The sequence below is a fragment of the Streptomyces roseicoloratus genome, assembly GCF_004117935.1.
In the GTDB taxonomy this organism is placed as follows: domain Bacteria; phylum Actinomycetota; class Actinomycetes; order Streptomycetales; family Streptomycetaceae; genus Streptomyces; species Streptomyces roseicoloratus.
The window spans coordinates 1-25,957 of record NZ_SDOY01000141.1; the positions used below are offsets into that span (position 1 = coordinate 1).

Below are 25,957 nucleotides of genomic sequence, written 5' to 3' on the forward strand. Positions count from 1 at the left end.
GGTTCTAGTGGTTGTCGCAACACCCCAGTTCAAGGGGTGCGATGGACTTCCAGATCCGAGCGGACCGGACACCGCAGGGGCGTAAGAAGTTGTCCCGGGAGCGGGAGGCATACTCCCGGCTCGTGCGGCAGGGATACAGCAACACCGAAGCGTGCCGGATTGTCGGCATCGATGAGCGGACCGGTCGGAAGTGGCGCAACGGCCGCTCCGGGGAACGCAACCGGAAGCCGGTACCACCGATCAATCTGGTGGTGCCGGCTTCCGGTCCGTCCCGATACCTGAGCGAGGACGAGCGGATCCACATCGCGGACCGGCTGCGGGAGAAGGCCACGGTACGGGCGATCGCCGCGGAGCTGGGCCGAAGTCCGTCCACGGTCAGCCGGGAGATCCGCCGCAACCGCACCGACGGCACACGCGGCCAGTGGCACTACCGCCCGCACGCCGCCCAGGCCCGCGCCGACGCCCGCCGTCCCCGCCCCAAGCCCCGCAAGATCCTCCGGAACCCCGAGCTGCGGGACGCCGTCCAGACGATGCTGGACGAGAAGTGGAGCCCGGAGCAGATATGCCACGCTCTGCGGACACAGTTCCCCCAGCGGCCGGAGATGCACGTGGTCCACGAGACCGTCTATCAGGCACTTTATGTCCAGGGCAGGGGTCAGCTGCGGCGCGAGCTGGCCGGCGCCCTGCGCTCCGGGCGGGCCCGCCGCAGACCCCAGCGGCAGGCGAACTGCCGCCAGCCGCGTTTCACCACCCCGATGGTGATGATCAGCGAACGGCCCGCCGAGGTGGAGGACCGGGCCGTTCCCGGCCACTGGGAGGGCGACCTGATCATCGGCAAGGACGGCAGGTCCGCGATCGGCACCCTGGTCGAACGCGCCACCCGCTACGTCATGCTCCTGCACCTGCCCGGCGACCACGGAGCCGAGGCCGTCCTGACTGCCCTGACCGCCACCGTCCAGACCCTGCCCGCCCAGCTGATGCGGTCCCTGACCTGGGACCAGGGCAGCGAGATGGCCCGCCACGCGCAGTTCACCCTCGCCACCGACATCCCGGTCTACTTCTGCGACCCCGCCAGCCCCTGGCAGCGCGGCTCGAACGAGAACACCAACGGCCTGCTGCGGCAGTACTTCCCCAAAGGCACCGACCTGTCCGTCCACGACCCCGAGCACCTGGCCGCCGTCGCCGACCAGCTCAACCGCCGCCCACGCAAAACGCTCGGCTGGGAAACCCCGGCCGAGCGCCTGCATAAACTACTCGCGGCCTGACCAACACGACCACGTGTTGCGACGACCCCTAGAAACCGCCCACGGGAGCCGGCCCTCGGCATGTGCATGCACACCCGTGCCGGTCGGTGCGATGATGCGGGCCGACCGTCACGTCCTGGGGGAAGGACACACGTGCTGTTACCGCTGAGCGCCGGCGCGCCCGAACGGATCGGGCCCTACGAACTCCTGGCGCGGCTCGGCGCCGGCGGCATGGGCGAGGTGTACCTCGGCCGCAGGCCGGGCGCGGCGGGCGAACACGACGGTACGTACGTCGCGGTGAAGACGGTCCGCCGGGAGGTCCTCGCCGAACCGGCCTTCCGTGACCGCTTCCGGCGCGAGATCAGGGTGGCGAGCCTCGTGGCCAGCCCGTACGCGGCGGCCCCGCTGGGCGGCGACGCGGACGCGGACGTGCCGTGGCTGGCCACCGCGTACGTCCCCGGCCCCAGCCTCGCGCAGGCCGTGCGCCGCGGCGGCCCGCTGCCGGTCCCCGCCGTGCGGGCGCTCGGCACGATGCTCGCCAGGGCCCTGGCGGACCTGCACGCCGCCGGGGTGCTGCACCGCGACCTCAAGCCCGGCAACGTCATGCTGGCCGCCGACGGCCCTCGGGTCATCGACTTCGGCATCGCGCGGGCGAGCGGGGCGACCACGATGACCGCGACGGGGATGATGGTCGGCACTCCGTCGTTCATGTCCCCGGAGCACGTCACGGGCGCCCGGCACGTGACCGGCGCCTCGGACGTCTTCTGCCTGGGCTCGGTGCTCTGCTACGCGGCGACCGGCGAGGACCCGTTCGGTGACGGCCCGCTGGCGGCGGTGCTGTACCGCGTGTCGCAGGCCGAGGCGGACCTGAGCCGCGTCCCCGAGGAGCTCCGCGAGGTCGTCGCCGCCTGTCTGGCCGCCGACCCGTCGGCCCGCCCCACCCCCGAACACCTGGTGCGGATCCTCGGCGGCGGCGACCGCGTGACCTGGCCGCAGGGCGTGCTGGACCAGATCGGCGCGTACGGTCGCGAACTCGCCCGGCTCGTCGCCACGGGCGCGGCGTCACGCGAGCTCCCTCCGGCGCCGATGCCCTCCGACCGGCTCCCGACCCTTCCGCCGGGCGCGCCCGCGGTCCCTCCGGCGCCGCGCGGGCGCCGCCGCCGGGCGCCGCTCGCTGCGGCGCTGGCGCTGGCGCTGGTCGCGGGCGGCGTGGGGGCGTACCTGCTGTGGCCGGAGCGGAAGGCCCCGCCGGCGGAGGCGAAGGACCGGCCGAAGGCCGGCGCCCCGCAGAGCCCTGGGGCGGACGTCCCGCGGGTCGCGGGCGTGGACGACCGGGGGCTGGCGGACGCCGCGGGGGTGGTGCCGCAGAACGCGGCGCAGCGGCCGGCCGGCTGGAAGCCCTGGCGGGCGAAGCTCACCGCCCCCGCGTTCGGCTGCTCGGCCGGCGAGACGGTGCTGGTGTGCCGGACGACGGACGGGCGGTTCGAGGCGCTGGACACGGCGAACGGCGGGCGGCTGTGGACCGCGGACCTGGTGGCGGACCCGCGCGACAACAGGAGCTTCATCGGGCCCACCGGTGCCGTCTTCGTGGCCGGGTCCACCGGTGTGCCCGCCGTCCACGGCTCGTCCGTCGCCCTGATGTCCGCCGGCCGGCTCCAGGTCCGGGACGCGCGCGGCGGCGGGGTCCGCTGGGAGCAGGAGTCCATGGAGGGGGGCGGGTTCCGCTCGCAGCCCGTCGTGGGCGACGACATGGTCTTCGTCCCGACCCAGGACGACGCCGGCGTCTCGCTCACGGCCTTCGCGCTGGCCGACGGTCGCATGCTGTGGTCCAAGTCGCTCACCAACGCGGACCTGTCGAGGGCGGAGTTCCGGGACTTCGAGCCCGTCGCCTACGCGAACGGGCTGGTGTACGCGCTGAGCGACGCCGGCTTCGTGTCGTTCGACGCGAGGACCGGCGAGCAGCGCGGTCAGGTCGCGTCGGAGGCCGTGGGCTGCGCCACCCTGCACGTCCAGGGCCGGTCCGCCTACTGCGCGCCGCTCTCCGCGAGCAACACGGCTCCGCTCGTCCTGCACCGTCTGGACGCCACCACGCTCGCCCCGGTGGGCGACGGGCACGTCGCGGTGCCCGCCGGCGTCGCGCGGTCGGGTGCCTGGCCGACGGCCGTGTCCGCCCGCGCGGTCGTCGTCCTCGATCAGGGGCCCATGCGCTGGGCGGCGCTGAGCGACACGGCCGCCCCGATCGGTGTGCACGTCCTCGACCTCGCCACCGGTCGGAGCCTCGGGCACTTTCCGGCGGGCGGGCTCGCCACGGAGACCGTCAAGGGCCAGCGCCTGTCGGACCCGCTGCTCACGGACCGCGGTCTGCTGTACGCGGACTTCTCCAGCCTTCGGTTCGTACCGCTGGGTGAGGACGGCAGGCCCGGCACGGAACGCACCGTGCCGCTGCCGGGGGCGCCCGGCCCGCGCACCGAGTCCCTGTACAACCGCGCGGGCGGGATCGACATGGCTCTGGAGATCCGTCCTCCGGTGGTCCTGCCGGTCGGAGGCGTGGCGCACGTCGTGTACGACCAGGGAGTCGTCGTCTCCGCCGAACTCCCCGACGAGAAGGAGTAGCCGGTGCTGGAGCCCCTGCCGGCGGGACGGCCCCCGCGGTTCGCCGGTCCGTACCTGCTGCTCGCCGCGCTCGGCGCGGGCGGCATGGGTGAGGTCCATCTGGCGTGCCGGACCGGGACGCCGACGGCCGATCCGTCCGCGATGGTCGCGGTGAAGACCGTCCGGGCCGACCTGGCGGTCGACGGCGACTTCCGGGCCCGGTTCCGGCGCGAGATCACCGCGGCCAGGGCGGTGAGCGGTCCGTACACGGCGCGGCTCGTCGACGCCGACGCGGACGCGGCGGTGCCGTGGCTGGCGACCGAGTACGTGCCGGGCCCCTCGCTCGCCGAGGCCGTCACGGCCACCGGGCCGCTGCCGGTGGAGGCGGTACGCGCCCTGGGCGTCGCGCTGGCCCGTGCGCTGGAGTCGGTGCACGCGGCGAAGGTGCTGCACCGGGACCTGAAGCCGGCGAACGTGCTGCTGGGCCCGGCCGGGCCGAAGCTGATCGACTTCGGCATCGCGCAGGCCTTCGAGGCGACGGCACTGACGTCCACGGGGCTCGTCGTCGGATCACCGGGCTTCATGTCGCCGGAGCATCTGGCCGGCAGTCGCGCCGTCGTGCCCGCGTCGGACGTGTTCTGTCTGGGCGCGGTGCTGGCGTTCGCGGCGAGCGGGCGCGGACCGTTCCACGACGAGGAGATGGCCTCGGTCGTCTTCCGGATCAGCCGGGCGGACGCCGAACTGGACGCCGTGCCCGCCGAGTTGAGGTCAGTCGTCGAGCGCTGTCTGCGGCTCGACCCGGCGGATCGGCCGACGGCCGCCGAGGTGGCCGGCCTCCTCGGCGGCGGGGCGCCGGAGGTCTTCCCGTGGCCCGGCGGCGTCCTGTCGCTGCTCGCGAGGTACGGGGAGGCGGCCCGCGAGATCGGCGAGGCCGCGGCCTCCGGAGCGGGAGTGGCGGACCTGCCGACCATCGGACCGCGGGTGCCGTACTCCCCGACCGCGATGGTCTCCGGTCCGGCGGTCACCGCCGCGCCCGCCGAGCGCCGCCGGCGGCTGTGGGTGGCGCTCGCCGCGGGGACGGCGGCGGCCGTGGTCCTGGCGACCGCGGGCGTGCTCCTCCTCGACCGTGACGGCAGCGGCGGCGGCACCCGCGCCGGCGGCCCCTCGGCCGGCGGCTCCACCGGTGCCACCGGCGGCGGCGGGGCGAACCCGGCCGCGAGCACCGCACCGGCGTCGCTCGACCACGTCGTCCACCCCGCCGGCGCCGAGGGCCGGACCAGGGACTTCGGCGCGGACGGCGCCGACCTGCGCGCCCGCCCGGCGAACTGGTCCCCCTGGTCGGCGAGCACCGGGATCACCATCGGCGAGTGCGCGCTGACGCCGAAGGCGCTGGTCTGCACGGGCGACGGCGAGGCGGTCGTGGCGCTGCGCGCGGCCGACGGGAAGAAGCTGTGGTCGAAGCCGCCGCGCGCGGACCGGGTCTGGGACGGGACGCACTCCCCGGCGGTCGTCGGCGACGCGGTGTGGGTGACCGGGCGCGACGGGATCGTCGGCTACCGGTGGGAGGACGGCGGCCAGGTGGGCCGGGCGGCCGCACCGGGCGCGCCGTACGCGGTGAAGGGGACGGACCTGCGCGGCGACGTGCTCTACACCACCTATGTGGACATGTCCGACCAGGAGACCTCGGGCGGCCTGGTGACCGCCGTGTCGCTCAAGGGCGGTGCCCCGAAGGAGCTCTGGCGCACCCGGGTGGACGTGTTCCCGGAGGCGCCGGTCGCGGCCGGGGACCGCGTGTACGTCCCCGGCGACGGCACGGTGCACGCACTGGACGCCCGCACCGGCGGGCGGGCCGGCCGGGCGGCCGGGACGGACGGTTGCTCCGAGATCGTCGTGCACGAGAAGAGCGTGCTCTGCCCCACCGGGGACGGTGTCGAGGTGCTCGACGCGGACACCCTGCGGCGGACGCGGACCATCGGCCGGGGCGTCCCCGTGACGGGGAACCTGGCGGTGGACGCCGACGGCGTCGTGGCGGTCTTCGACGGAGACCGGTTGCACGCCTACGACCTGGAGTCCGGCGCCGAGCGGTGGAGCCGGAGCGCGGGCGGGGAGTGGACGGCCGTCGTCGGCGACCGGGTTCTGTCAGGAGAGGGGACGACCGTCTACACCACTCCCCTGACGAACCCTCCGGACTCACCGGATCGCCGGGCCTTCCGCCTGCCGAAGGGCATGGAGGAGTCGGCCGCGGCGGTCGAGGGCGAGCCCGTCGCCTTCGGTCTCCCCTCGGGAGGAGCGGTGTTCCTCGCCCTCGACAACGGCGTGGTCGTCTCCGGCTACCTGCCGTGAGGCGGTTCATGGATCAGGGCCCCCGCAGGAACGACCCGGGGGGCCTCTGAAGGCCGCTGTGTCCGCCCGGGCTCACTGGGCGCGGCGGTACTTCCTCACCGCCAGCGTCCGGAACACCGCGATGATCAGGATCGAGTAGATCAGCGAGGCCCACACCGGGTGCTGCATCGGCCAGGCGTCGGACGTCGAGACGCCGGGGTTGCCGAAGAGTTCGCGGCAGGCCTGCACGGTGGCGCTGAACGGGTTCCACTCGGCGATCGGCTGGAGCCATGAGGCCATCTGATCGGAGTCCACGAACGCGTTCGAGATGAACGTGACCGGGAAGAGCCAGATCAGCCCGCCCGAGGTGGCCGCCTCCGGGGTGCGGACGGACAGGCCGATCAGCGCGCCGATCCAGGTGAAGGCGTAGCCGAGGAGGAGCAGCAGGCCGAAGCCGGCCGCGACCCTGGCGGCGTTGGTCGGCTCGGCGGAACCGGTGCGCCAGCCCACGAGGAGCGCCACGACCGCGAGGACGAACAGGGTGATGGCCGTCTGCACGAGGTCCGCGACCGTCCTGCCCGTCAGGACGGCGCCCTGAGCCATCGGCAGGGAACGGAAGCGGTCGATGATGCCCTTCTGCATGTCGTCGGCGATGCCGGCGCCCGCGCCGGCCGTGGCGAAGGTGACGGTCTGGGCGAAGATGCCCGCCATCAGGAAGTTCTTGTAGACGTCGGGGTCGGTGCTGCCGCCGACACTCATCGAACCGCCGAAGACGTACGTGAAGAGGATCACGAACATCACGGGCTGGATGACCCCGAACAAGATCATCTCGGGGATCCTGGTCATGCGAATCAAGTTCCTGCGCGCCACGACCAGGCTGTCGGTCACCATGCTCATGCGCCCGCCCCCTTCCCCTCGAACCCGCGTCGACCTGCTCGTACGCGGCTGTCATGACACTCGGCTCTGCCAACGGGACGCGGGATGCGGGTCGTCCGGATCAGCGTGCGCCCGGTGACGACCAGGGGATCACCGACCGGCGGGGCGACCGCGCCGCGCTCCGGCTGCCCCGTCGGGATGTCGGGCATCGCGGTCACGTGACGGTCTCCTTCCTGCTCTCCGCCCGGCCGTCCGCGGTCTTTCCGCCCGGTGGCCTGCGGCCCTTGCCCGGTCCGCTCCCGTCTCCGCCGTTCTCCTCGTCCGCCTGCTCGGCCACATGGCCGGTGAGGGAGAGGAAGACGTCGTCGAGGGTGGGGCGGCGCAGGGCGATGTCGTCGATCTCGACGCCGGCGGCGTCCAGGTCGCGGATGACCTCGGCGAGGATCCTGGCGCCGCCGGTGACCGGGACGGTCAGCTTGCGGGTGTGGTCCTCGACGGTGATGTCGCCGGGCCCGCCGCCCGTGATGCCGTAGCGGGCGAGGACCTCGCGGGCGGCCGGGATCGTCCCGCGCTCGTGGACGACGACCTCGACGCGCTCGCCGCCGGTCTGGGCCTTGAGCTGGTCGGAAGTGCCGCGGGCGATGACCCTGCCGTGGTCGACGACGCAGATGTCGTGGGCCAGGTGGTCGGCCTCCTCCAGGTACTGCGTGGTGAGGAGGAGGGTGGTGCCGCCGGCGACGAGTTCCTGGATGACCTCCCACAGGGCCTGGCGGTTGCGGGGGTCGAGGCCGGTGGTGGGCTCGTCCATGAACATCACGGGCGGCGAGACGACCAGGGCGGCCGCCAGGTCGAGGCGGCGGCGCATGCCGCCGGAGTAGGTCTTGGCGGTCCGGTCGGCGGCGTCGGCCAGGTTGAACCGCTCCAGCAGCTCGTCCGCGCGGGCCTTCGCCGCCCTCGCGTTCATCTGGTAGAGCCGCCCGACCATCTGGAGGTTCTCGCGGCCGGTCAGGTACTCGTCGACGGCCGCGAACTGGCCGGAGAGGCCGATGGAGCGGCGCACCTCGTCGGGGCGCTCGAGCACGTCGATGCCGGCGACGACGGCCCGGCCGCTGTCGGGTCTCAGGAGGGTGGTGAGGACGCGCACGGCGGTCGTCTTGCCCGCGCCGTTCGGGCCGAGCAGCCCCAGGACGGTGCCCTCGGGGACGTCGAGGTCCACGCCGTCCAGGGCTCGTACGTCACCGAAGGTCTTCACCAGACCTTCGGCGTGGATCGCGCCTGCCATGTGGGTACTCCCAGCAGATGTGGCGGGATTTGAGCATTTCTGTCCAAGTCTAGGTACGCCGGATCGGCAGCGCCCGGCATTTCCGTGACCCACGGCACAAGCTAACGCGATGTATCGCGACACACAACCGATTTACGGGCGGATGTGGAGGGCGGCAACCGGCAATCGGCAGCCTCAGGGCCGGGGCGGGGGCCGGGGCAGAGCCGGGGGCGGGGCGGGGGCACAGAGGGGCCGGAGCTCGCGCCACGGCCCGCGGCGCGGGCTGAGCCCGGGCCCGAACCCCAGCCCCGGCTCAGCCCAGGATCGTGTACCCCGCCTCCCTCAGCGACGACGCGACCTCCTCGCAGTGCTCCGGCCCCTTCGTCTCCAGGTGCAGCTCCACCTCCGCCTCCGTGAGGCCGAGCCGGGGATCCGTCCGTACGTGGCTCACGTCCAGGACGTTCGCGTCCACCACCGTCAGGACCGCGAGCAGCGTCGCCAGCGCGCCCGGGCGGTCGGTCACCTTCAGGCGCAGGCTCAGGTAGCGGCCCGCGGCCGCCATGCCGTGCCGCAGGATCCGCTGCATCAGGAGCGGGTCGACGTTCCCGCCGGACAGCACCGCCACCACCGGCCCGCCGCCCCGGAACGCCCCCGGGTCGGCCAGCAGCGCCGCCACCGGGCTCGCCCCGGCCGGCTCCACCACCAGCTTGGCCCGCTCCAGGCACAGCAGCAGCGCCGACGACAGCGCGTCCTCCGAGACGGTGCGGACCTCGTCCACGTACTCCTGGACCAGGGAGAACGGCACGTCGCCGGGCCGCCCCACCTTGATGCCGTCCGCCATCGTCACCGGCGACTCGACCGCCACCGGGTGGCCGGCCGCGAGCGAGGGCGGGTAGGCGGCCGCGCCCTCCGCCTGCACGCCGACGATCCGCACGTCGGGCCGTACCGACTTCACGGCGAGACCGATGCCCGCCACCAGACCGCCGCCGCCGACGCCCACGACGATCGTCCGCACCTCCGGGCACTGCTCCAGGATCTCCAGGCCCACCGTGCCCTGCCCCGTGATGACGTCCGGGTGGTCGAAGGGATGGATGAAGACCGCGCCGGTCTCCCGCGCGTACTCCTCGGCCGCCGCCAGCGTCTCGTCCACCACGTGCCCGTGCAGCCGCACGTCGGCCCCGTACTCGCGGGTCGCCGCCACCTTCGGCAGCGGGGCCCCCACCGGCATGAAGACCGTCGCGCGCACCCCGAGCAGTGACGAGGCCAGCGCCACGCCCTGCGCGTGGTTGCCCGCCGAGGCCGCGACCACCCCGGCCGCCCGCTGCTCGGGCCGCAGCCCCGCGATCCGCACGTACGCGCCGCGCAGCTTGAACGAACCGGTGCGCTGGAGGTTCTCGCACTTGAGGTGCACCGGCGAGCCGACCAGCGAGGACAGATGACGGCTGCCCTCCATCGCGGTCGTCCGGGCCACCCCGGCGAGCATCTTCTGCGCCCCGCGCACGTCGTCGAGCATCAGCCGATGCAAGGGGTCTGGCCTACGGAAGCTCATGACAGCAAGTCTCGCAGCATATCCGGATCGTGCAGCGCCGGTACGGAGCCGGGAAACGCCGCGTACTCTGTCCCCCACCACCCGCCCACCGCACGAGAGAGCCACCACAGCCATGCCCCCGTCTCCGGACATGACGACTGAGCTCGACCCCGGTCTCCTCGACGCCCTCCAGCACCAGGTGGCCGTCTTCGCCCGACGGGCCGAGCAGACCCGGCTCGGCGGCACCGGACAGCTGCGCAACTCCATGGACCGCGCCGCCTACCTGCTGCTCAACCGGCTCGACCAGGAAGGCCCGATGGGCGTCAAGGCGCTCGCCGCGGGCATGGGCATCGACTCGTCCACGGTCACCCGCCAGGTCGCCCCGCTCGTCGACACCGGCCTCGTCAAGCGCACCTCGCACCCCGAGGACGGCCGGGCCGTCGTGCTCCAGCTGTCCCCGCGCGGCCAGGCCCGCCTGGAGGAGGTCCGCGCCTCGCGGCGGCAGCTGATGGCGGAGGTCACCGAGGGCTGGACGCCCGCCGAGCGGGAGTCCTTCTGCTCGCTCCTCACCCGCTTCAACTCCGCCCTCTCGGCACGCCAGTCGGGTCTGCCGGCCGCCGTCGAGGACACCGCGCCGAAGTCGTGACCTCGCGGCCCGATCACGGGTCTTGACCCCGGCCGCGCGCTGCCCTCAACTGAGGACGTGCGAGAGTCCGGAATCGGCCACGCAGGCGGCCATGGAGGCGAAGAGGCCCACCGCACCCGGGAGTTCACCGCGTTCACGGCCGGGGCGTCGGGGCGGCTGCTGCACGTCGCGACGCTGCTCACCACCGAGCCCGCCCACCGCAACCCGCTCGCCCAGGACCTGCTGACCGCCTCGCTCGCGCACACCTACGCGCACTGGGACCGGCTGCGCGGCGAGGACCCGTACGAGGTCACCCGCTCCGGTCTCGCGACCCGCTTCGCCCGCACCGCGTGGCGGTACCACCGCGGCCGGGGCGGAGTCCTCTCCGCCCTCACCCCGCAGGAACGTCTCGTCGTGGTCCTCCGGCTCCACGAGGGCGTCGCCGAGGAACAGACCGCCGCGCTGCTCGGGGTGCCCGAGGACCGGGTACGGGCGGTCTGCGCACGGGCCGTGAGCCACCTGCGGGCGGCGTCGTGAGCCGCCACGAGCGCAAGGAGGACGCCGTCCGCCGGATGATGGCGGCCGGTCACGCCCACGTGCCCGGCGACCTCGCGGCCCGGGCCGTCGCCCGCGGCACCCGGCTCCTGCGCCGCGACCGCGTGCTCCGCCGGATCGGCTGGACACTGCTGGCCGCGGCGGCCGTCGCCTTCCTGGTCTGGGCGTCGGTGGCCCGCCCCTGGGAGGCCCCGCCGGCAGGCACGACACCACCGCTGGAGGGCTGGTAGGCCGGGCCGGTCGCCGGTACGGATCCGGTGCCCGGCTCGGCCCGTACGCGCGAAGGCCGGGCCCGGGCCGTGACGTGACCCGCGGGACCCGGACCCTCACGCGTTCGCCCTAGCCCAGCGCCTCGCGCAGGTCCGCCAGCAGGTCGTCGACGTTCTCGATGCCGACCGAGAGGCGCACCAGGTCCGCCGGGACCTCCAGGGCCGAGCCGGCGACGCTCGCGTGCGTCATCCGGCCCGGGTGCTCGATCAGCGACTCGACGCCGCCCAGGGACTCGCCCAGGGTGAACAGCTTGGCCCGGTTGCAGACCTCGACCGCCGCCTGCTCGCCGCCCTCGACGCGGAAGGACACCATGCCGCCGAAGGCGCGCATCTGCTTGGCCGCGACCTCGTGGCCCGGGTGCTCCGGCAGGCCCGGGTAGAGGACCTGGGTGACCTTCGGGTGCTGGGTCAGCATCTCGACGACCTTGCCGGCGTTCTCGCTGTGCCGGTCCATGCGGACGGCCAGCGTCTTGATGCCGCGCAGCACGATCCACGAGTCGAACGGCCCGGCGACCGCGCCCATCGCGTTCTGGTGGTACGCGAGTTCCTCGCCGAGCTCCGCGTCGGCCGTCACCAGGGCGCCGCCGACGACGTCGGAGTGGCCGCCCATGTACTTGGTGAGCGAGTGCACGACGACGTCCGCGCCCAGCGGCAGTGGCTGCTGGAGGTAGGGCGAGGCGAAGGTGTTGTCGACGACCAGCTTCACGCCGGCCTGGCGGGCGACGCCCGCGACGGCCTCGATGTCGGTGATGCCGAGCAGCGGGTTCGAGGGCGTCTCGACCCAGATCAGCTTCGTGCGGTCGTTGATGGCGCCGCGCACCGACTCGACGTCCGAGGTGTTCGCCACGGAGAAGTCGACGCCCCAGCGCTGGACGACCTTCGCGAAGAGGCGGAAGGTGCCGCCGTAGGCGTCGTTGGGGATGACGACGTGGTCGCCGGGGACGAGCAGGGTGCGCAGCAGGCAGTCCTCGGCGGCGAGGCCGGAGGCGAAGGCGAGGCCGCGGCGGCCGCCCTCCAGGGCCGCGAGGTTCTCCTCCAGCGCGGTCCGGGTGGGGTTGGCGCTGCGGCTGTACTCGTAGCCGCCGCGCAGTCCGCCCACACCGTCCTGCTTGTAGGTGGAGACCTGGTAGATGGGCGGGACGACCGCGCCGGTCAGCGGGTCGGCGGTGTTGCCCGCGTGGATGGCGCGGGTCTCGAAGCTCTGGTGGGAGTGCTGGTCGCTCATGAGGCAGGAGCGTAGTCCCGTGCCGGGGCCGCCGCCCGGTGTCTCAGCAGGTGTGCCGGAGCGTCCTGGACAATGGACGCATGGAGATTCTGTGGTTCCTGATCGCGCTGGGCCTGATCGTCGGCTGCCTGGTTCCCTTCGTCCGGCGGAGCGGGCTCGGTGCCGTCCGCCGCGTGGCGCCCGGCTCGCCCGACGCGGCGGACCCGGAGGCGTACGGATTCCTGCGCGAGGAGGACCAGGACGTGCGGCTGCCGGGGCCGGACCGGGATCTCCTCGACGTGCTCGACGTCGTGCAGGCGACGCAGGACTGGCGGGCCGCGTCGCAGCTGCTGAAGGGCACCGAGCAGGAGGGCGAGCTGCGCTGGCAGCGGGTCCAGGCCTTCTCGGGCGCGGCCTCGCTCGAGCTGGCCGAGCGGCCCGGCGTCGGCGGCGCGTGGCTGCGCGCCTGGCGGGAGGAGGCGCCGAAGGACCCGGGCGGCGCGCAGGTGTACGCGGAGTTCCTGGTGCAGCAGGCGTGGCGCACCGCGCAGGTGGGCACGAACGACTTCCGGGTCATCCTGGAGGAGGCGCGGTCGGCGGCCGAACAGGCCGCGCTGCTCGCACCGGGCGACCCCGTCCCGTACATCACGCAGCTGGCCGTGGCGCGCGGACTCGGCTACGCGCACGAGGAGTTCGACCTGCTGTGGGCGAAGGTCATCGACCGGGCGCCGACGCACATGGGCGCGCATCTGGCCGCGCTGCACTACTGGTGCGAGAAGTGGCACGGCTCGCGCGAGGAGGCGGACCACTTCGCGACGACGGCCGCGGCGCGCGCACCGCAGGGTTCGCTGCTGGCGGCGCTGCCGCTGTTCGCGGTGTTCGAGAACCGGCCCGAGTTCGTCGTCGGCGTCGACTTCCACCGCACCGCGGTGGTGACGAAGGCCGTGGAGGGCGCCCTGTACGCGGTGCACTCGGCGCGCGTCGGCGACCCGATGCTGGCGCACGTACGGCACCTGCTGGTGGAGTTCCTGCTGGGCGCGGAGCGCTGGGCCGAGGCGATGGCGCTCCTGGTGAAGGTGGACGGCTACGTGGGCGCGCTGCCGTGGACGCTGGAGGCGGACCCGGCGGCGGCGTACACGCTGCGGCGGAACCTGGTGGTGGCGGCGTACGAGGCGAACGGCGGAAGCCCGGCGACGCTGCCGCGGTAGGGGGTCTGACCGGCGGCACGGAATCGGCTGGACGCCGTACCCGCGCGTAGGTGATACTCCGCTTCCCCCCACACTGTTCGAACGAGCATCGAAAATCCGAAGCTCGAGCCTTGAGCCCGGAAGCCCGGAGCCCGGAAGCCCGGAGCCCGGGAGCTCGGAGCTCAAAGCCCGCGGCCCCGGAGCATCGGAGCCCGGAGCTCGGAGCTCGACGTCACGAATTTCCCGTGGGGGGACCCTGCCCGATGGGCGCGACTCTACGTGCCGTGCGCGCGTTCGTACTGCTGTCCGGCTTCTACCTGCTCGGCCTGCTGCTGCTCGCCGTCCTCGGCGGCATCGACTGGGCCGCCTGGGCGTGGGCGCCGGGCGCCGTCCGGATCAAGATCTTCTTCGTCAGCGTGGTCCTGGCGATCCCCGTAGTCCAGGGCCTGTTCATGCTGCGCACCCCGCGCGACGACGAGCCCGGCGGGCTCCCGGTCACCGAGGCCGACGAGCCGCGCCTGTGGGCGACCGTCCGCGAACTGGCGGAGCGGATCGGCACCCGGGCCCCCGACGAGATCCGGCTGACCGCCGACGTCAACGCCGCCGTCGGCGAGGACGCCCGCCTCCTCGGACTGATCGGCGGACGGCGCCGGATGTACATCGGACTGCCGCTGATGTCCGGCCTCGACGAGGCCGGGCTGCGCGCGGTCCTCGCCCACGAACTGGGCCACTACAGCAACGCCGACACCCGGCTCACGGCGCTCACCGCGCGCGGGCGCGTGCAGGTCGCGCGCATGATCGAGACGTTCCACGCGAAGGCCGACGCCAAGGTCGCGCGGGAGCGGGCCCGCCAGGAGCAGAAGGCCGGGAAGCGGCTCGCCAAGGGCAGGACGGCCAAGGAGGTCGACACCGCGGGCGCCGGCATCACCTACCGCACCATGGCGAAGATCTACACCGCCTACGGAAACCTCTACCTGCGCGCCACCCTGTCCGGCGCCCGCCGCCAGGAGCTGGCCGCCGACCTGGCCGCCGCCCGGATCGCGGGCCGCGACGCCACCGCGCGGGCGCTGCGCGCGATCCCCGCGCTCGACGCGGCCCACGACTTCTACCTCTCCTCCTACGCCGGCCTCGGCACCGAGTTCGGACTGCTGCCCGCGCGCGGCGAGGTCTTCGGCGGCGTCCGGCATCTCCTCGCCGCGCGCGCGGAGGAACTGGCCGGACTGCGCGAGGACCTGCCGGATGAGCCCGCCTCGCCGTACGAGTCCCACCCGCCGATGGCCGAGCGCGTCGCCCGCGTCGAGGCGCTGCCCGACGACGGGCGCTCGGCGGAGGGCACCGGGCCCGCGCTCGCCCTGCTCTCCGCGCCCGACACGGCGCTCGCCGCCGTCGAGGACGTCTCGCTCAGCCCCGAGGCCCGGCGGATGCGCCGCCTGGCGTGGCCGGAGCTGGTCCACGAGTCGATGAGTGCCCGGGTCGCCCGGGGCACCGAGGAGCTGCGCGCGGCGGCCGGCGGGGCGGCCCTCCCGGCCCTGCTCGACGCCATCGACGCGGGCCGGGCCTGGGAGATCGCCGGCCGGCTGCCCCGTTCCGAGGAGGCCTCGGCCGCCACCGGCCGCGTGGCCCGCGAGTTCGCCCGCCCCGGGCTGCGCCGCGGCCTGTCGGCCATGGTCACCGAAGAACTCCTCCGCTCGGGGCACGCCCGCTGGCAGTTCTCCTGGACCGGCCCCGCCACCCTCGACCTGCCGGACGGAACCCCCGAGCAGCTCACCGCGGCCCTCGACGCCGCCACCGCGGACCTCCCGGACACGGCCCCGCTGCGGGTCCTGCTCGCACCGCTCGCGGCGCGCTGACGCCCGTACCGTCCGAACGCTTCCCCCCTCATCCCACACCCCGGAAGGACCTCCGACCGCCGATGGCCCGCCTCCTCCCGCTGATCGTGATCGCGATCGCGCTCTACTTCTGGATCAAGAACCGCCGGGCCGCCAAGGGCGGCTCGGGCGGCTCGGGCGGCTCCCGCGCCAAGAACGCCGAGGCGGCCGCCCGGCTCGGCCTGCTGCCCGCCGACCGCCTCGACACCGAGAACCTGACCCCGCCGTCCGCCGTGCACACCGCCGCCAAGGAGGCCGTGCAGGCGGGCGACTGGGCGGCCGGGGCCGCGTACGTCGAGGAGGCCGGACGCGACTGGTACGAGCGGCGGCGCCGGATCAGCCGGCTCGCGGACGCGGCCGTGCAGGACGACGCCTGGCTGCTCGCCTGGCGGGCGGCGCGGCCGGAGGACCCGGCGGCGGCCGCCGTGCAGGCCAGTTCGCTGGTGTACCTGGCCTGGGAGATCCGGGGCTCGAAGCTGGCGAAGCACACGACGGACGAGCAGTTCGCCTCGTTCCACCGGGTCCTGAAGCAGGCCCGCGAGACCTTCGCGCACGCCCAGGAGCTCGCGGGCGACGACCCGAGCCCGTTCATCGGCGAGCTGCCGCTGGCGATGGGCCTGGGCTACCCGCACGAGGCCGTCGAGGCCATCTGGGCCGAGATCGAGAAGCGCGACCCGCTCAACTACCTCGCGTACTCCAGCGCCCTGCAGTACTGGTGCGCCAAGTGGTGCGGCTCGCACGAGGCCGCGCTCGCGTTCGCCCGGCGCGGGGCCGAGCGCGCGCGGCCCGGGCAGCTGCTGACGAACTTCGTCCTCGAGGCGTACTTCGAGCAGGAGTCGTACGACTCCGACCTCGAGCCGCAGGAGTTCTACAACCGGCCCGAGGTCGTGGCGGCCACGGACGCCGCCCTCGTCGACCTGGCCGCGGCCGAGAGCGTGCTCGACCCGGCCGACCCGCGGCTCGCGGAAACCCGGCACATGGTGGCCTGGATGCTGTACTGGCAGGACCGGTACGAGGCGGCCCTCGCCCAGTTCCGGCTCGTCGACGGCTACATCGGCACCGCGCCCTGGAGCTACGCGGGCGACCCGAAGGGCCGCTACACGAACGTGCGCGACTACACGGCGGCGCAGGTCCTGAAGGCCCGCGGGGAGTAGCCCCGACCGCTCCCGCCACACCGTTCGAACCGATCAAGCCGATCAAGCCGATCAAGCCGATCAGGCCGATCAGGCCGATCGAGCCGATCGAACCCATCGAACCCATCGAACCGCTCAAGCCGCTCAACGTGTTCACGTCGCTCAAGCACGCATCGTCATTCTGTGGGACACCGTGATCATTCTGCTGTGGGTCGTGCTGACCCCCCTCGTCCTCGGCCTGCTGGGCCTCGGGCTGTACGTCCTCAAGGCCATCGTGCAGGGCACCATCGAGGGCTGGCGGTCCGGCTCCGTGTCACCGGAGGACGAGGCCGCCGCCGCGCTCCTCGCAGAACGTCTCGGCACGCTGGGCCTGCTGCCCGCCGAGCGCCAGAACACCCAGCTCGCCGCACCGCTGGAGCCGGCCCTGACCGTGGCGCTCGCCGACGCCGCGGCCGGGGACTGGAGGCCCGCCGCCGCCCTCCTCGACGAGACGGCCGCGGCCCGGGACTGGGAGCGGCGGTCCTTTCTCGCCGGGCGGCTGGGCATCGCGGCGGCCGACGGGGACGCCTGGCTGACGGCCTGGGAGTCGGCCCGCCCCGACGACCCGGGTGCGGCGCTGGTCCGGGCGCGCGCCACCGTCCAGCTCGCCTGGAACCTCCGGGGCGCGCAACGGGCGCGGTACACCACCGCCGAGCAGGCGGCGGGCTTCCACCGCACGCTGCCGCTCGCGGACGAGCAGCACGTCCGGGCCGCGGCGCTGGCGCCGCAGGACGACCCGACCCCGTACATCGGCGAGATGTGGAGCGCGATCGGCCTCGGTCGCGGACACGACGAGATGCGCCGGATCCGGAAGGAGATCACCAGCCGGGCTCCGCACCACTACGAGGCGCACTGGACGGCGCTGCAGTTCTGGTGCGCCAAGTGGCGCGGCTCGGAGGACCTGGCCCGGGCGTTCGCCGTGCGGGCGGCGGCGGAGGCGCCGGCGGGCAGCCTGCTGACGGTGTTCCCGCTGATCGCGCACTTCGAGCACGACACGTCCGACACCACGGACGTGGACCGGACGCCGGAGATGTACGCGGCGGTCGACGCGCTGCTCGCGGACGTCGCGGCCGCCGATCCGGCGCACCCGCGGCTTCCCGAGGCCCGTCATCTGGCGGCGTACTTCCTGAACCTGCAAGGCCGGTGGGACGAGGCCGTGGAGCAGTTCCGCCGGGTGGACGGGTACGTCGGGGTGCTGCCGTGGTCGTACCGGGCGAACCCGGCCGAGCACTACTGCCTCACCCGCGACGAGTGCGTGGCCAACGCTTCCTGAGTGCGCTTCCCGGGACGGGACGCGGCGGGCCCCGGAGGGAATCCCCCTGGGGTCCGCCGCGTTCTTCTTGAGGCCACCGTCGAGGAGAGATGCCGCATGTTCCTGTCCCGCACCCCCGTCCTCCCCACCCCGGACCAGGCCCTGGGCGGCCGCGCCGAGCCCGCCTTCGCCGTCCCGGAGCGCCACACGGTCCTCGGCACTCCGCTGCTCGGCCCCTACCCGGAGGGCCTGGAGGTCGCCGACTTCGCCCTGGGCTGCTTCTGGGGCGCCGAGCGCAAGTTCTGGCAGACCGAGGGCGTGTACACGACCCTCGTCGGCTACCAGGGCGGATACACGCCGAACCCGCTCTACGAGGAGGTCTGCTCGGGCCTCACGGGCCACACGGAGGTCGTCCGCGTGGTCTTCGACCCGTCGAAGGTCTCGTACGAGCGGCTGCTCAAGCTGTTCTGGGAGTCGCACGACCCGACGCAGGGCTTCCGCCAGGGCAACGACGTCGGCACCCAGTACCGCTCGGCCGTCTACACCCACTCCCCCGAGCAGGCCGCGACGGCCGAGGCCTCCCGCGAGGCCTACCAGAAGGTCCTGACCGGCTCCGGCTACGGCGAGATCACCACGACGGTCCTCCCGGCCGACGACCGCACCTTCTACCCGGCCGAGGCCTACCACCAGCAGTACCTGGACAAGAACCCGGCCGGCTACTGCGGCATCGGCGGCACGGGCGTCTCCTGCCCGATCGGGGTCGCGAAGGCGGAGTGAGCCGGCCCCGCCCCCGCCCTTCCTCCGGCACCGCGGTGCCGGAGGAAGGGCGATGTCACAGGCCGCGCCGCTGTCTCGTCCCAGAAGTGTGGAGCGGCGTTCCCGGCGCCGGTGCCGGCCTGCGGACGGCGCCCGGACGCCGTGGACGAGGACGAGGACGAGGACGAGGACGAGAGGAAGAGCGCCATGAGCGGTTCGGACACGGCGGACACGGCCCGCGAGAGCGACGGGGCTCGTGGGACCGACGAGGCTCGTGGGACCGACAGGGCTCGTGGGACCGACGGGGCTCGTGGGACCGAGGAGTTCGAGGAGCTGCGGCCGCTGCTGTTCTCCCTCGCCTACCGGATCCTCGGCAGCGTCAGCGAGGCCGAGGACGCCGTCCAGGAGACCTGGCTGCGTTACGCCTCCGCTCCCAACCCGCCCGTCTCGCCCAAGGCCTTCCTGTCCGCGACCGTCACCCGCATCTCGATCGACGTGCTGCGCTCGGCGCGGGTCCGGCGGGAGCAGTACGTCGGCGAGTGGCTGCCGGAGCCGCTGCTGGCCGACCCGTACGAGGACCCGGAGCGCTCGGCGGAGCTGGCGGACTCGGTGTCGATGGCGGCGTTGCTGCTCCTGGAGCGGCTGAGCCCGCTGGAGCGGGCGGTGTTCGTGATGCGCGAGGTCTTCGGCTTCGGTTTCCCGGAGGTCGCGTCGGCGGTGGGGCGTTCGGAGGCGGCCTGCCGGCAGCTCGCGGTGCGGGCGCGCCGGCACATGGCGGAGGGGCGGCCGCGCTTCGAGGCGGACCGGGTGGAGCGGGAGGAGCTGGCGGCGCGCTTCTTCGACGCCCTCCAGGAGGGCGAGGTCGACGGGCTGCGGGCGCTGCTGTCGGCCGACGCGCAGCTGGTCGGCGACGGCGGCGGCAAGGCGCCGACGTTGGCCAGGACCGTGGTCGGCGCCGACAACGTGGCCCGTCTGCTCGCCTCGTACGTCGGCATGCTGCTCGACGTCGCCGTGACCTGCGAGACGCGCGAGGTGAACGGCGGTCCCGGCGCGGTCTTCCGCGACCGGAACGGCGACGTGCTCTTCGCCTGGACGCTCGACGTGCTCGACGGGCACATCCAGACGGTCCGCGCGGTGTCCAACCCGGACAAGCTCGGCCACCTGGGCCCGGTCGGGGACGCGTGGGACATCGCCGAGCAGGTCAGGCGACGCCGCCGCGAGGAGCGCCGCGCCTCGTCGTGACCCCGTACGGCGAAGGGCCCTGGCGCGATCCCTCCGGGCGGCCCCAGGCCGCCGGACCGCCCCACCCGGCCGGGCCGCCCCACCCGGCCGAGCCACCCCACCCGGCCGGGCCGCCCCGCGCCCCCAGGCCGCCGACGGCACGGCTGCCAGGCGGCCCGGCGGCCTCGCGGCCTCGCGGCCTCGCGGCAGTCAGTCAACCCGCGGCCTGGTCTCGCCCAGCCCTCAGATCGTCGACGCGTCGATCACGAAGCGGTAGCGCACGTCCGACGCGATGACCCGCTCGTAGGCCTCGTTGACCTGGTCGGCGGTGATCAGTTCGATCTCGGCGCCCAGGCCGTGCGCGGCGCAGAAGTCCAGCATCTCCTGGGTCTCCTTGATGCCGCCGATCATCGAGCCGGCCAGCGTCTTGCGGCCGCCGATCAGGGAGAACAGGCCGACCTTGACCGGCTCCTCCGGTGCGCCGACGTTCACCAGGGCGCCGTCGGTCTTCACCAGGCTCAGGTAGGCGTCGAAGTCCAGCGGCGCGGAGACCGTGGAGATCACCAGGTCGAAGCTGTCGCGCAGGGCCGTGAAGGTCTCCGGGTCGTTGGTCGCGTAGTAGTGATCGGCGCCCAGCTTCAGGGCGTCCTCCCGCTTCTTCAGCGACTGGCTGAGCACCGTCACCTCGGCGCCGAGCGCGTGGGCGATCTTGACGCCCATGTGGCCGAGGCCGCCGAGGCCCACGATCGCGACCTTCTTGCCGGGGCCGGCCTGCCAGTGCGCGAGCGGCGAGTAGAGGGTGATGCCGGCGCACAGCAGCGGGGCGGCGGCGTCGAGCGGGATGCCCTCGGGGATGCGCAGGGTGTAGTTCTCGTCGACGACGATGTGCGTGGAGTAGCCGCCGTAGGTGGGCTCGCCGTTCTTGTCGAGGGCGTTGTACGTGCCGGTGCCTCCGGTGACGCAGTACTGCTCCAGGCCCTGCTCGCAGTACGCGCACGTACGGCAGGAGTCGACGAAGCAGCCGACGCCGACGCGGTCGCCGACCTGGTGCCTGGTGACGCCGGGGCCGACCTCGGTGACGATTCCGGCGATCTCGTGGCCGGGCACCATCGGGAAGATGCCCTCGCCCCAGCCGTTGCGGGCCTGGTGGATGTCGGAGTGGCAGATGCCGGCGTGCGTGATCTCGATGAGGACGTCGTGCTCGCCGACCGGCCGGCGCGGGACGGTGGTGCGCTCCAGCGGGGCGTTGGCGGCGGGTGCGGCGAGGGCGGAAACGTTCGTGGTCATGGCGGCAAGCCTGCCGGAGGTTTCCGGCCGTACCCAGACCACTGTCCTGCCTACGACCGGTGTGCCTACCACTGGCAGGGACAGGAACGGACGTCCGTTACCGGCCGTGGACGGGAATACTGGGGACGCATGGACCTCAGCGCCGAACTCAGCGAATTCCTGCGCTCCCGCCGGGCACGTCTGAAGCCTCAGGACGTGGGCCTGCCCGAGTTCGGGCGACACCGCCGGGTGCCGGGTCTGCGCCGCGAGGAGCTGGCGCAGCTGGCCGGGGTGTCCGTGGCGTACTACACGCGGCTCGAGCAGGGCAACGGCAAGAACGTGTCCATGGAGGTCCTGGACGCGATCGCGAAGGCGCTGCGGCTCAGCGACACCGAGCGCGCCCATCTGACGCACCTGGCCAGGCCGACCGCGAAGAAGCGGCAGCGGGCGGCGAGCGCCCGTCCCCAGCAGATCCGGCCGGGTCTGGCCCACCTCCTGGACGCCATGGAGGGCGTGCCGGCCTTCGTCCTGGGCCGGCGGGGCGACATCCTGGCCTGGAACCGGCTGGCGCGGGCCCTGATGGGCGACTTCGCCACCTGGGAGCCGCGCGAGCGGAACATGGCGCGGATGATCTTCCTCGACCCGAACGCGCGTGATCTGTACGTCGACTGGGAGTGCAAGGCGACCGAGGTCGTGAGCGTGCTGCGGCTGTACGCCGGGGTGTACCCGGACGATCCGGAGCTGCTGCCGCTGGTGGGCGAACTGTCCGTCAGGAGCGAGGAGTTCCGCTCGTTGTGGGCCGCGCACACGGTGACGGACAAGGGCCACGGGCAGAAGCGGCTGCGGCATCCGCTGGTGGGCGAGATGACGCTGCAGTACGAGGCGCTGAAGGTCTCGGGCGACGACCCCGAGCTCGTGCTCGTCACCTACCACGCCGAGCCGGGCTCGCCGTCGGCGGACGCGCTGCGACTGCTCGCGCAGTGGGGCGTGGACGAGCCGGCGGACGTACGGGAATGACGCAGCGGCCCCCTCCCGGAGCGAAGTCCCGGGAGGGGGCCGCTTCGAGCGGCGGGCGGATCAGACGGCGGAGCCGGCCTTCCACGCCGACCAGCTCATGTTCCAGCCGTTGAGGCCGTTGTCGGGAGCGATCGTCTTGTCCGCGGAGTTCTTGACGATGACGACGTCGCCGACGATCGAGTGGTCGTAGAACCAGGCGGCCTGCTGGTTGGGGTCGCCGGCGCCCTTGACGTCGGCGAGGCCCACGCAGCCGTGGCTGGTGTTCACGCTGCCGAAGATGGAGCGGGCACCCCAGTAGTTGCCGTGGATGAAGGTGCCGGAGGTGGACAGGCGCATGGCGTGCGGCACGTCCTTGATGTCGTACTCGCCCTTGCCGTCGTCGTCGGTGAAGCCGACGGTGGCGCCGTTCATCCGGGTCTCCTTGAACTTCTCGGAGATCACCATCTGGCCGTTGTAGGTGGTGTTCTCCGGGGAGCCGGCGGAGATCGGGATGGTCTTGACGGTGCGGCCGTCCTGCTTGACGGTCATCGTCTTCGTCTTGACGTCGACCGTGGAGACCTGGTTGCGGCCGATCTTGAAGGTGACGGTCTTCTGCTGGACGCCGTAGACGCCGTCCGCGCCCTCGACACCGTCGAGGTTCAGCTTCATGGTGACGGTCGAGCCCTCGGACCAGTAGTTCTCCGGGCGGAAGTCGAGCCGCGTGGAGTTGAACCAGTGGCCGACGACCTCCTGGCCGGAGCTGGAGGAGACGGTGATGCCGCTCTGGACGGCCTTCTTGTCGGTGATCGCCTTGTTGAAGTTGATCGAGACCGGCATGCCGACGCCGACCGTGGAGCCGTTCTCCGGCGTGAAGTTGCCGATGAAGCTGTTGGCCTGCGAGACCGTGGTGAACGAGGAGTTCTCGTGGGCCTCGAGGCCGGAGGCGTCCTTGGCGGTCGCGGCGATCTTGTAGACGGTGCCGCGCTTGAGCTGGCCGGACGGCTTCCAGCTGAGGCCGTCGGCGGATATCTCGCCCTTGACGGCGGTGCCCTCGGCGGAGGTCATGGTGACGTCCGTGAGCTTGCCGTCGGTGACGGTGACCTTGGCGTCGTCGTTGATCGACGCGTTCTGGGCGCCGTTCTTCGGCGAGATGGTGATCTGCGCCTTGGAGGTCTTCTGCGCGGCGGCCTCGTCGACCTGGGCCTGCGACTGTCCGCTCTGCGAGGGGTCGGCGGCGCTGCCGCCCTTGTCGCCGTCGTTGCACGCCGAGAGCACCAGCACGCCACCGAGCACCGCGGCCGCGGCGGCCAGGCCCTTGCGACGCTTGCCGTCCGTCATCACATGCTTCTCCATCGTCGCCGACTACCTGCCACTTCCCACTCAAACACCCATGAGAACCCGCCCGGTTCCGTCACCGGGGGGTTTGTGGGGAACACCACTGATCCACACGCACCGGCGGTCCGTTCGGTTCCCGGGCGCGGGGAGGCCCCGGGACACCGACGCCCCGGGGCCTTGCGCCGGCCTGCCGCCGTCGCACCGCCGTCGCACCGCCGGAACCCGTCCGGCGTCCGGCCGGTGCGTGCGGCGGAGCCGCGGCACGGGTCGGGTCGGAGCGCGGTCCGGAGGAGTCAGGTGCGGTCGTCCTCGTCGTCTTCCCACCCACCATCTTCGTCCTCGCCGTCCCACTCCCTCGCATCGGGGTCGTAGTCGATCTCCTCGGTGCTCCAGGAGGCCTGGACCAGCTCGATTCCGGGGACGGTGCCGACGACGTCGAAGGGCTCGACCAGATAGGCCAGGGCTTCCGCGCTGTCCTCGACGACGGCGGTGCGGGCGTGCGTCCGCTCCTCCTCCGGCAGCGACGTGTCGGACTCGATGCGGTCCACGGCCGCCTCGGTGAGTTCGGCGGGCCCGTCGACCTCCAGGACGAGATCGACCCGAAGCCGTACATAGCGTGATGACTCGGAAGTGCTCATGGGCGGAGCGTAGAGCGCCGGGAGACCTCGGGTTTCCCGCGACCCGCTGTGTTCAATACCATCGGCCCACCTACCAGTTCGCGGTTTCCGCAAGGGGGATCGAAAACACGTGTCCGTCGCCCGACGCCCGCTGCTCACCGCCACTGCCGCGGGGACACTGCTCTGCGCTCTGTGGTTCGTGCCGTCCGCGAACGCGACGGGCGAGCAGGGCAGAGCCGACGGCGGCCGGACGGCCGTGACGGAGGGGCAGGACGACGGCCGGCTCGCGGAGACCGGCGGCCCGGACACCACTCCGTACCTGCTGGGCGGGACGCTGTTCCTGGGCGTGGGCGCGGGCTTCGTGACCCTGGCGATGCGGCGCGGCGGCCGGGCCTCGTAGACCCGCCGCAGTCCCGGACCACCGCTGAAGTCCCTGACCACCGCTGAAGTCCCTGACCACCGCTGAAGTCCCTGACGACCTGTACGGCGAAGGGCCGCCCCGGCGAGGCGGTTTCTAGGGGTCGTCGCAACACGTGGTCGTGTTGGTCAGGCCGCGAGTAGTTTATGCAGGCGCTCGGCCGGGGTTTCCCAGCCGAGCGTTTTGCGTGGGCGGCGGTTGAGCTGGTCGGCGACGGCGGCCAGGTGCTCGGGGTCGTGGACGGACAGGTCGGTGCCTTTGGGGAAGTACTGCCGCAGCAGGCCGTTGGTGTTCTCGTTCGAGCCGCGCTGCCAGGGGCTGGCGGGGTCGCAGAAGTAGACCGGGATGTCGGTGGCGAGGGTGAACTGCGCGTGGCGGGCCATCTCGCTGCCCTGGTCCCAGGTCAGGGACCGCATCAGCTGGGCGGGCAGGGTCTGGACGGTGGCGGTCAGGGCAGTCAGGACGGCCTCGGCTCCGTGGTCGCCGGGCAGGTGCAGGAGCATGACGTAGCGGGTGGCGCGTTCGACCAGGGTGCCGATCGCGGACCTGCCGTCCTTGCCGATGATCAGGTCGCCCTCCCAGTGGCCGGGAACGGCCCGGTCCTCCACCTCGGCGGGCCGTTCGCTGATCATCACCATCGGGGTGGTGAAACGCGGCTGGCGGCAGTTCGCCTGCCGCTGGGGTCTGCGGCGGGCCCGCCCGGAGCGCAGGGCGCCGGCCAGCTCGCGCCGCAGCTGACCCCTGCCCTGGACATAAAGTGCCTGATAGACGGTCTCGTGGACCACGTGCATCTCCGGCCGCTGGGGGAACTGTGTCCGCAGAGCGTGGCATATCTGCTCCGGGCTCCACTTCTCGTCCAGCATCGTCTGGACGGCGTCCCGCAGCTCGGGGTTCCGGAGGATCTTGCGGGGCTTGGGGCGGGGACGGCGGGCGTCGGCGCGGGCCTGGGCGGCGTGCGGGCGGTAGTGCCACTGGCCGCGTGTGCCGTCGGTGCGGTTGCGGCGGATCTCCCGGCTGACCGTGGACGGACTTCGGCCCAGCTCCGCGGCGATCGCCCGTACCGTGGCCTTCTCCCGCAGCCGGTCCGCGATGTGGATCCGCTCGTCCTCGCTCAGGTATCGGGACGGACCGGAAGCCGGCACCACCAGATTGATCGGTGGTACCGGCTTCCGGTTGCGTTCCCCGGAGCGGCCGTTGCGCCACTTCCGACCGGTCCGCTCATCGATGCCGACAATCCGGCACGCTTCGGTGTTGCTGTATCCCTGCCGCACGAGCCGGGAGTATGCCTCCCGCTCCCGGGACAACTTCTTACGCCCCTGCGGTGTCCGGTCCGCTCGGATCTGGAAGTCCATCGCACCCCTTGAACTGGGGTGTTGCGACAACCACTAGAACC

At 73.1% G+C, this 25,957-nt stretch carries 22 protein-coding genes; 14 read left to right on the forward strand and 8 right to left on the reverse strand.

What is annotated here, in order from left to right; translation table 11 throughout:
- The first annotated feature begins 41 nt into the window (after positions 1 to 41).
- From ESG85_RS22420 to ESG85_RS22430, 3 genes are all read left to right on the forward strand, one after another.
- Positions 42 to 1,265 carry an IS30 family transposase gene (locus tag ESG85_RS22420; protein WP_128977433.1) on the forward strand — a complete coding sequence of 408 codons (1,224 nt, stop codon included), beginning with the start codon at positions 42 to 44 and terminating at the stop codon, positions 1,263 to 1,265.
- A gap of 132 nt (positions 1,266 to 1,397) precedes the next feature.
- The gene (locus tag ESG85_RS22425) at positions 1,398 to 3,857 is read left to right on the forward strand and encodes a protein kinase domain-containing protein (protein WP_246095218.1); all 2,460 of its coding nucleotides are present in this window, start codon (positions 1,398 to 1,400) and stop codon (positions 3,855 to 3,857) included.
- A gap of 3 nt (positions 3,858 to 3,860) precedes the next feature.
- On the forward strand, positions 3,861 to 6,179 hold the full coding sequence (locus ESG85_RS22430; protein ID WP_128982054.1) for a protein kinase domain-containing protein: 2,319 nt from the start codon (positions 3,861 to 3,863) through the stop codon (positions 6,177 to 6,179).
- Positions 6,180 to 6,251: 72 nt separating this feature from the next.
- Here ESG85_RS22430 and ESG85_RS22435 read toward each other — a convergent pair whose 3' ends face one another.
- The 3 genes from ESG85_RS22435 to ilvA form a co-directional block, all read right to left on the reverse strand.
- Positions 6,252 to 7,055 carry an ABC transporter permease gene (locus ESG85_RS22435; RefSeq protein ID WP_128982056.1) on the reverse strand — a complete coding sequence of 268 codons (804 nt, stop codon included), beginning with the start codon at positions 7,053 to 7,055 and terminating at the stop codon, positions 6,252 to 6,254.
- A 193-nt stretch (positions 7,056 to 7,248) separates the two neighbouring features.
- Positions 7,249 to 8,316: an ATP-binding cassette domain-containing protein gene (locus tag ESG85_RS22440; protein WP_128982058.1), complete on the reverse strand. Its 1,068-nt coding sequence runs from the start codon at positions 8,314 to 8,316 to the stop codon at positions 7,249 to 7,251.
- Positions 8,317 to 8,608: 292 nt separating this feature from the next.
- Positions 8,609 to 9,844: a threonine ammonia-lyase gene (gene ilvA, locus ESG85_RS22445; RefSeq protein WP_128982060.1), complete on the reverse strand. Its 1,236-nt coding sequence runs from the start codon at positions 9,842 to 9,844 to the stop codon at positions 8,609 to 8,611.
- A gap of 112 nt (positions 9,845 to 9,956) precedes the next feature.
- Here ilvA and ESG85_RS22450 point away from each other — a divergent pair, with 112 nt between their 5' ends.
- The 3 genes from ESG85_RS22450 to ESG85_RS22460 all read left to right on the forward strand — a co-directional run bounded on the left by ESG85_RS22450 (position 9,957) and on the right by ESG85_RS22460 (position 11,233).
- Positions 9,957 to 10,469, forward strand: coding sequence for a MarR family winged helix-turn-helix transcriptional regulator (locus tag ESG85_RS22450; protein WP_164986294.1), 513 nt, complete (start codon positions 9,957 to 9,959; stop codon positions 10,467 to 10,469).
- 72 nt (positions 10,470 to 10,541) lie between these two features.
- Positions 10,542 to 10,985: a sigma factor-like helix-turn-helix DNA-binding protein gene (locus ESG85_RS22455; RefSeq protein WP_128982086.1), complete on the forward strand. Its 444-nt coding sequence runs from the start codon at positions 10,542 to 10,544 to the stop codon at positions 10,983 to 10,985.
- Complete coding sequence (locus ESG85_RS22460; RefSeq protein WP_181019085.1) at positions 10,982 to 11,233, forward strand: hypothetical protein; 252 nt, start codon at positions 10,982 to 10,984, stop codon at positions 11,231 to 11,233. Before ESG85_RS22455 ends, ESG85_RS22460 begins: the two co-directional genes overlap by 4 nt.
- Before the next feature lie 109 nt (positions 11,234 to 11,342).
- Here the strand turns inward: ESG85_RS22460 and ESG85_RS22465 are convergent, their stop codons facing one another.
- The gene (locus ESG85_RS22465) at positions 11,343 to 12,497 is read right to left on the reverse strand and encodes a cystathionine gamma-synthase (protein WP_128982064.1); all 1,155 of its coding nucleotides are present in this window, start codon (positions 12,495 to 12,497) and stop codon (positions 11,343 to 11,345) included.
- A gap of 80 nt (positions 12,498 to 12,577) precedes the next feature.
- Here ESG85_RS22465 and ESG85_RS22470 point away from each other — a divergent pair, with 80 nt between their 5' ends.
- The 6 genes from ESG85_RS22470 (at position 12,578) to ESG85_RS22495 (ending at position 19,953) form a co-directional block, all read left to right on the forward strand.
- The gene (locus ESG85_RS22470; RefSeq protein ID WP_128982066.1) at positions 12,578 to 13,684 is read left to right on the forward strand and encodes a tetratricopeptide repeat protein; all 1,107 of its coding nucleotides are present in this window, start codon (positions 12,578 to 12,580) and stop codon (positions 13,682 to 13,684) included.
- Between the two features lie 242 nt (positions 13,685 to 13,926).
- The gene (locus tag ESG85_RS22475; RefSeq protein ID WP_128982068.1) at positions 13,927 to 15,513 is read left to right on the forward strand and encodes a M48 family metallopeptidase; all 1,587 of its coding nucleotides are present in this window, start codon (positions 13,927 to 13,929) and stop codon (positions 15,511 to 15,513) included.
- 62 nt (positions 15,514 to 15,575) lie between these two features.
- Positions 15,576 to 16,685: a hypothetical protein gene (locus tag ESG85_RS22480; RefSeq protein WP_128982070.1), complete on the forward strand. Its 1,110-nt coding sequence runs from the start codon at positions 15,576 to 15,578 to the stop codon at positions 16,683 to 16,685.
- A gap of 172 nt (positions 16,686 to 16,857) precedes the next feature.
- Positions 16,858 to 17,976 carry a hypothetical protein gene (locus ESG85_RS22485; RefSeq protein WP_181019086.1) on the forward strand — a complete coding sequence of 373 codons (1,119 nt, stop codon included), beginning with the start codon at positions 16,858 to 16,860 and terminating at the stop codon, positions 17,974 to 17,976.
- Between the two features lie 96 nt (positions 17,977 to 18,072).
- Positions 18,073 to 18,732, forward strand: coding sequence for a peptide-methionine (S)-S-oxide reductase MsrA (gene msrA, locus ESG85_RS22490; RefSeq protein WP_128982072.1), 660 nt, complete (start codon positions 18,073 to 18,075; stop codon positions 18,730 to 18,732).
- A 141-nt stretch (positions 18,733 to 18,873) separates the two neighbouring features.
- Positions 18,874 to 19,953, forward strand: a complete 1,080-nt coding sequence (locus ESG85_RS22495) for an RNA polymerase sigma-70 factor (protein WP_246095219.1) — start codon at positions 18,874 to 18,876, stop codon at positions 19,951 to 19,953.
- A gap of 222 nt (positions 19,954 to 20,175) precedes the next feature.
- Here ESG85_RS22495 and ESG85_RS22500 read toward each other — a convergent pair whose 3' ends face one another.
- Positions 20,176 to 21,219 carry an NAD(P)-dependent alcohol dehydrogenase gene (locus tag ESG85_RS22500; protein ID WP_128982074.1) on the reverse strand — a complete coding sequence of 348 codons (1,044 nt, stop codon included), beginning with the start codon at positions 21,217 to 21,219 and terminating at the stop codon, positions 20,176 to 20,178.
- A gap of 129 nt (positions 21,220 to 21,348) precedes the next feature.
- On the opposite strand from ESG85_RS22500, the gene ESG85_RS22505 reads away from it, so the two are divergent.
- On the forward strand, positions 21,349 to 22,215 hold the full coding sequence (locus ESG85_RS22505; RefSeq protein ID WP_128982076.1) for a helix-turn-helix domain-containing protein: 867 nt from the start codon (positions 21,349 to 21,351) through the stop codon (positions 22,213 to 22,215).
- Between the two features lie 60 nt (positions 22,216 to 22,275).
- On the opposite strand, the gene ESG85_RS22510 is transcribed toward ESG85_RS22505, so the two are convergent.
- Together ESG85_RS22510 and ESG85_RS22515 are read right to left on the reverse strand one after the other, a co-directional pair.
- On the reverse strand, positions 22,276 to 23,547 hold the full coding sequence (locus ESG85_RS22510) for a L,D-transpeptidase (RefSeq protein ID WP_128982078.1): 1,272 nt from the start codon (positions 23,545 to 23,547) through the stop codon (positions 22,276 to 22,278).
- 275 nt (positions 23,548 to 23,822) lie between these two features.
- On the reverse strand, positions 23,823 to 24,167 hold the full coding sequence (locus ESG85_RS22515; protein ID WP_128982080.1) for a hypothetical protein: 345 nt from the start codon (positions 24,165 to 24,167) through the stop codon (positions 23,823 to 23,825).
- A 109-nt stretch (positions 24,168 to 24,276) separates the two neighbouring features.
- On the opposite strand from ESG85_RS22515, the gene ESG85_RS22520 reads away from it, so the two are divergent.
- Positions 24,277 to 24,546 carry a hypothetical protein gene (locus ESG85_RS22520; protein WP_128982082.1) on the forward strand — a complete coding sequence of 90 codons (270 nt, stop codon included), beginning with the start codon at positions 24,277 to 24,279 and terminating at the stop codon, positions 24,544 to 24,546.
- A 146-nt stretch (positions 24,547 to 24,692) separates the two neighbouring features.
- Here the strand turns inward: ESG85_RS22520 and ESG85_RS22525 are convergent, their stop codons facing one another.
- Positions 24,693 to 25,916, reverse strand: a complete 1,224-nt coding sequence (locus ESG85_RS22525) for an IS30 family transposase (RefSeq protein WP_128977433.1) — start codon at positions 25,914 to 25,916, stop codon at positions 24,693 to 24,695.
- Between the last annotated feature and the right edge of the window lie 41 nt (positions 25,917 to 25,957).

Excerpts from the sequence above, each read along its gene's own strand:
- ESG85_RS22420 (WP_128977433.1), top strand. The coding sequence starts at position 42 with ATGGACTTCCAGATCCGAGCGGACCGGACACCGCAGGGGCGTAAGAAG.
- ESG85_RS22435 (WP_128982056.1), bottom strand. The coding sequence starts at position 7,055 with ATGAGCATGGTGACCGACAGCCTGGTCGTGGCGCGCAGGAACTTGATT.
- ESG85_RS22440 (WP_128982058.1), bottom strand. The coding sequence starts at position 8,316 with ATGGCAGGCGCGATCCACGCCGAAGGTCTGGTGAAGACCTTCGGTGAC.
- ilvA (WP_128982060.1), bottom strand. The coding sequence starts at position 9,844 with ATGAGCTTCCGTAGGCCAGACCCCTTGCATCGGCTGATGCTCGACGAC.
- ESG85_RS22450 (WP_164986294.1), top strand. The coding sequence starts at position 9,957 with ATGCCCCCGTCTCCGGACATGACGACTGAGCTCGACCCCGGTCTCCTC.
- ESG85_RS22465 (WP_128982064.1), bottom strand. The coding sequence starts at position 12,497 with ATGAGCGACCAGCACTCCCACCAGAGCTTCGAGACCCGCGCCATCCAC.
- ESG85_RS22470 (WP_128982066.1), top strand. The coding sequence starts at position 12,578 with ATGGAGATTCTGTGGTTCCTGATCGCGCTGGGCCTGATCGTCGGCTGC.
- ESG85_RS22475 (WP_128982068.1), top strand. The coding sequence starts at position 13,927 with ATGGGCGCGACTCTACGTGCCGTGCGCGCGTTCGTACTGCTGTCCGGC.
- ESG85_RS22480 (WP_128982070.1), top strand. The coding sequence starts at position 15,576 with ATGGCCCGCCTCCTCCCGCTGATCGTGATCGCGATCGCGCTCTACTTC.
- msrA (WP_128982072.1), top strand. The coding sequence starts at position 18,073 with ATGTTCCTGTCCCGCACCCCCGTCCTCCCCACCCCGGACCAGGCCCTG.
- ESG85_RS22500 (WP_128982074.1), bottom strand. The coding sequence starts at position 21,219 with ATGACCACGAACGTTTCCGCCCTCGCCGCACCCGCCGCCAACGCCCCG.
- ESG85_RS22505 (WP_128982076.1), top strand. The coding sequence starts at position 21,349 with ATGGACCTCAGCGCCGAACTCAGCGAATTCCTGCGCTCCCGCCGGGCA.
- ESG85_RS22510 (WP_128982078.1), bottom strand. The coding sequence starts at position 23,547 with ATGGAGAAGCATGTGATGACGGACGGCAAGCGTCGCAAGGGCCTGGCC.
- ESG85_RS22515 (WP_128982080.1), bottom strand. The coding sequence starts at position 24,167 with ATGAGCACTTCCGAGTCATCACGCTATGTACGGCTTCGGGTCGATCTC.
- ESG85_RS22525 (WP_128977433.1), bottom strand. The coding sequence starts at position 25,916 with ATGGACTTCCAGATCCGAGCGGACCGGACACCGCAGGGGCGTAAGAAG.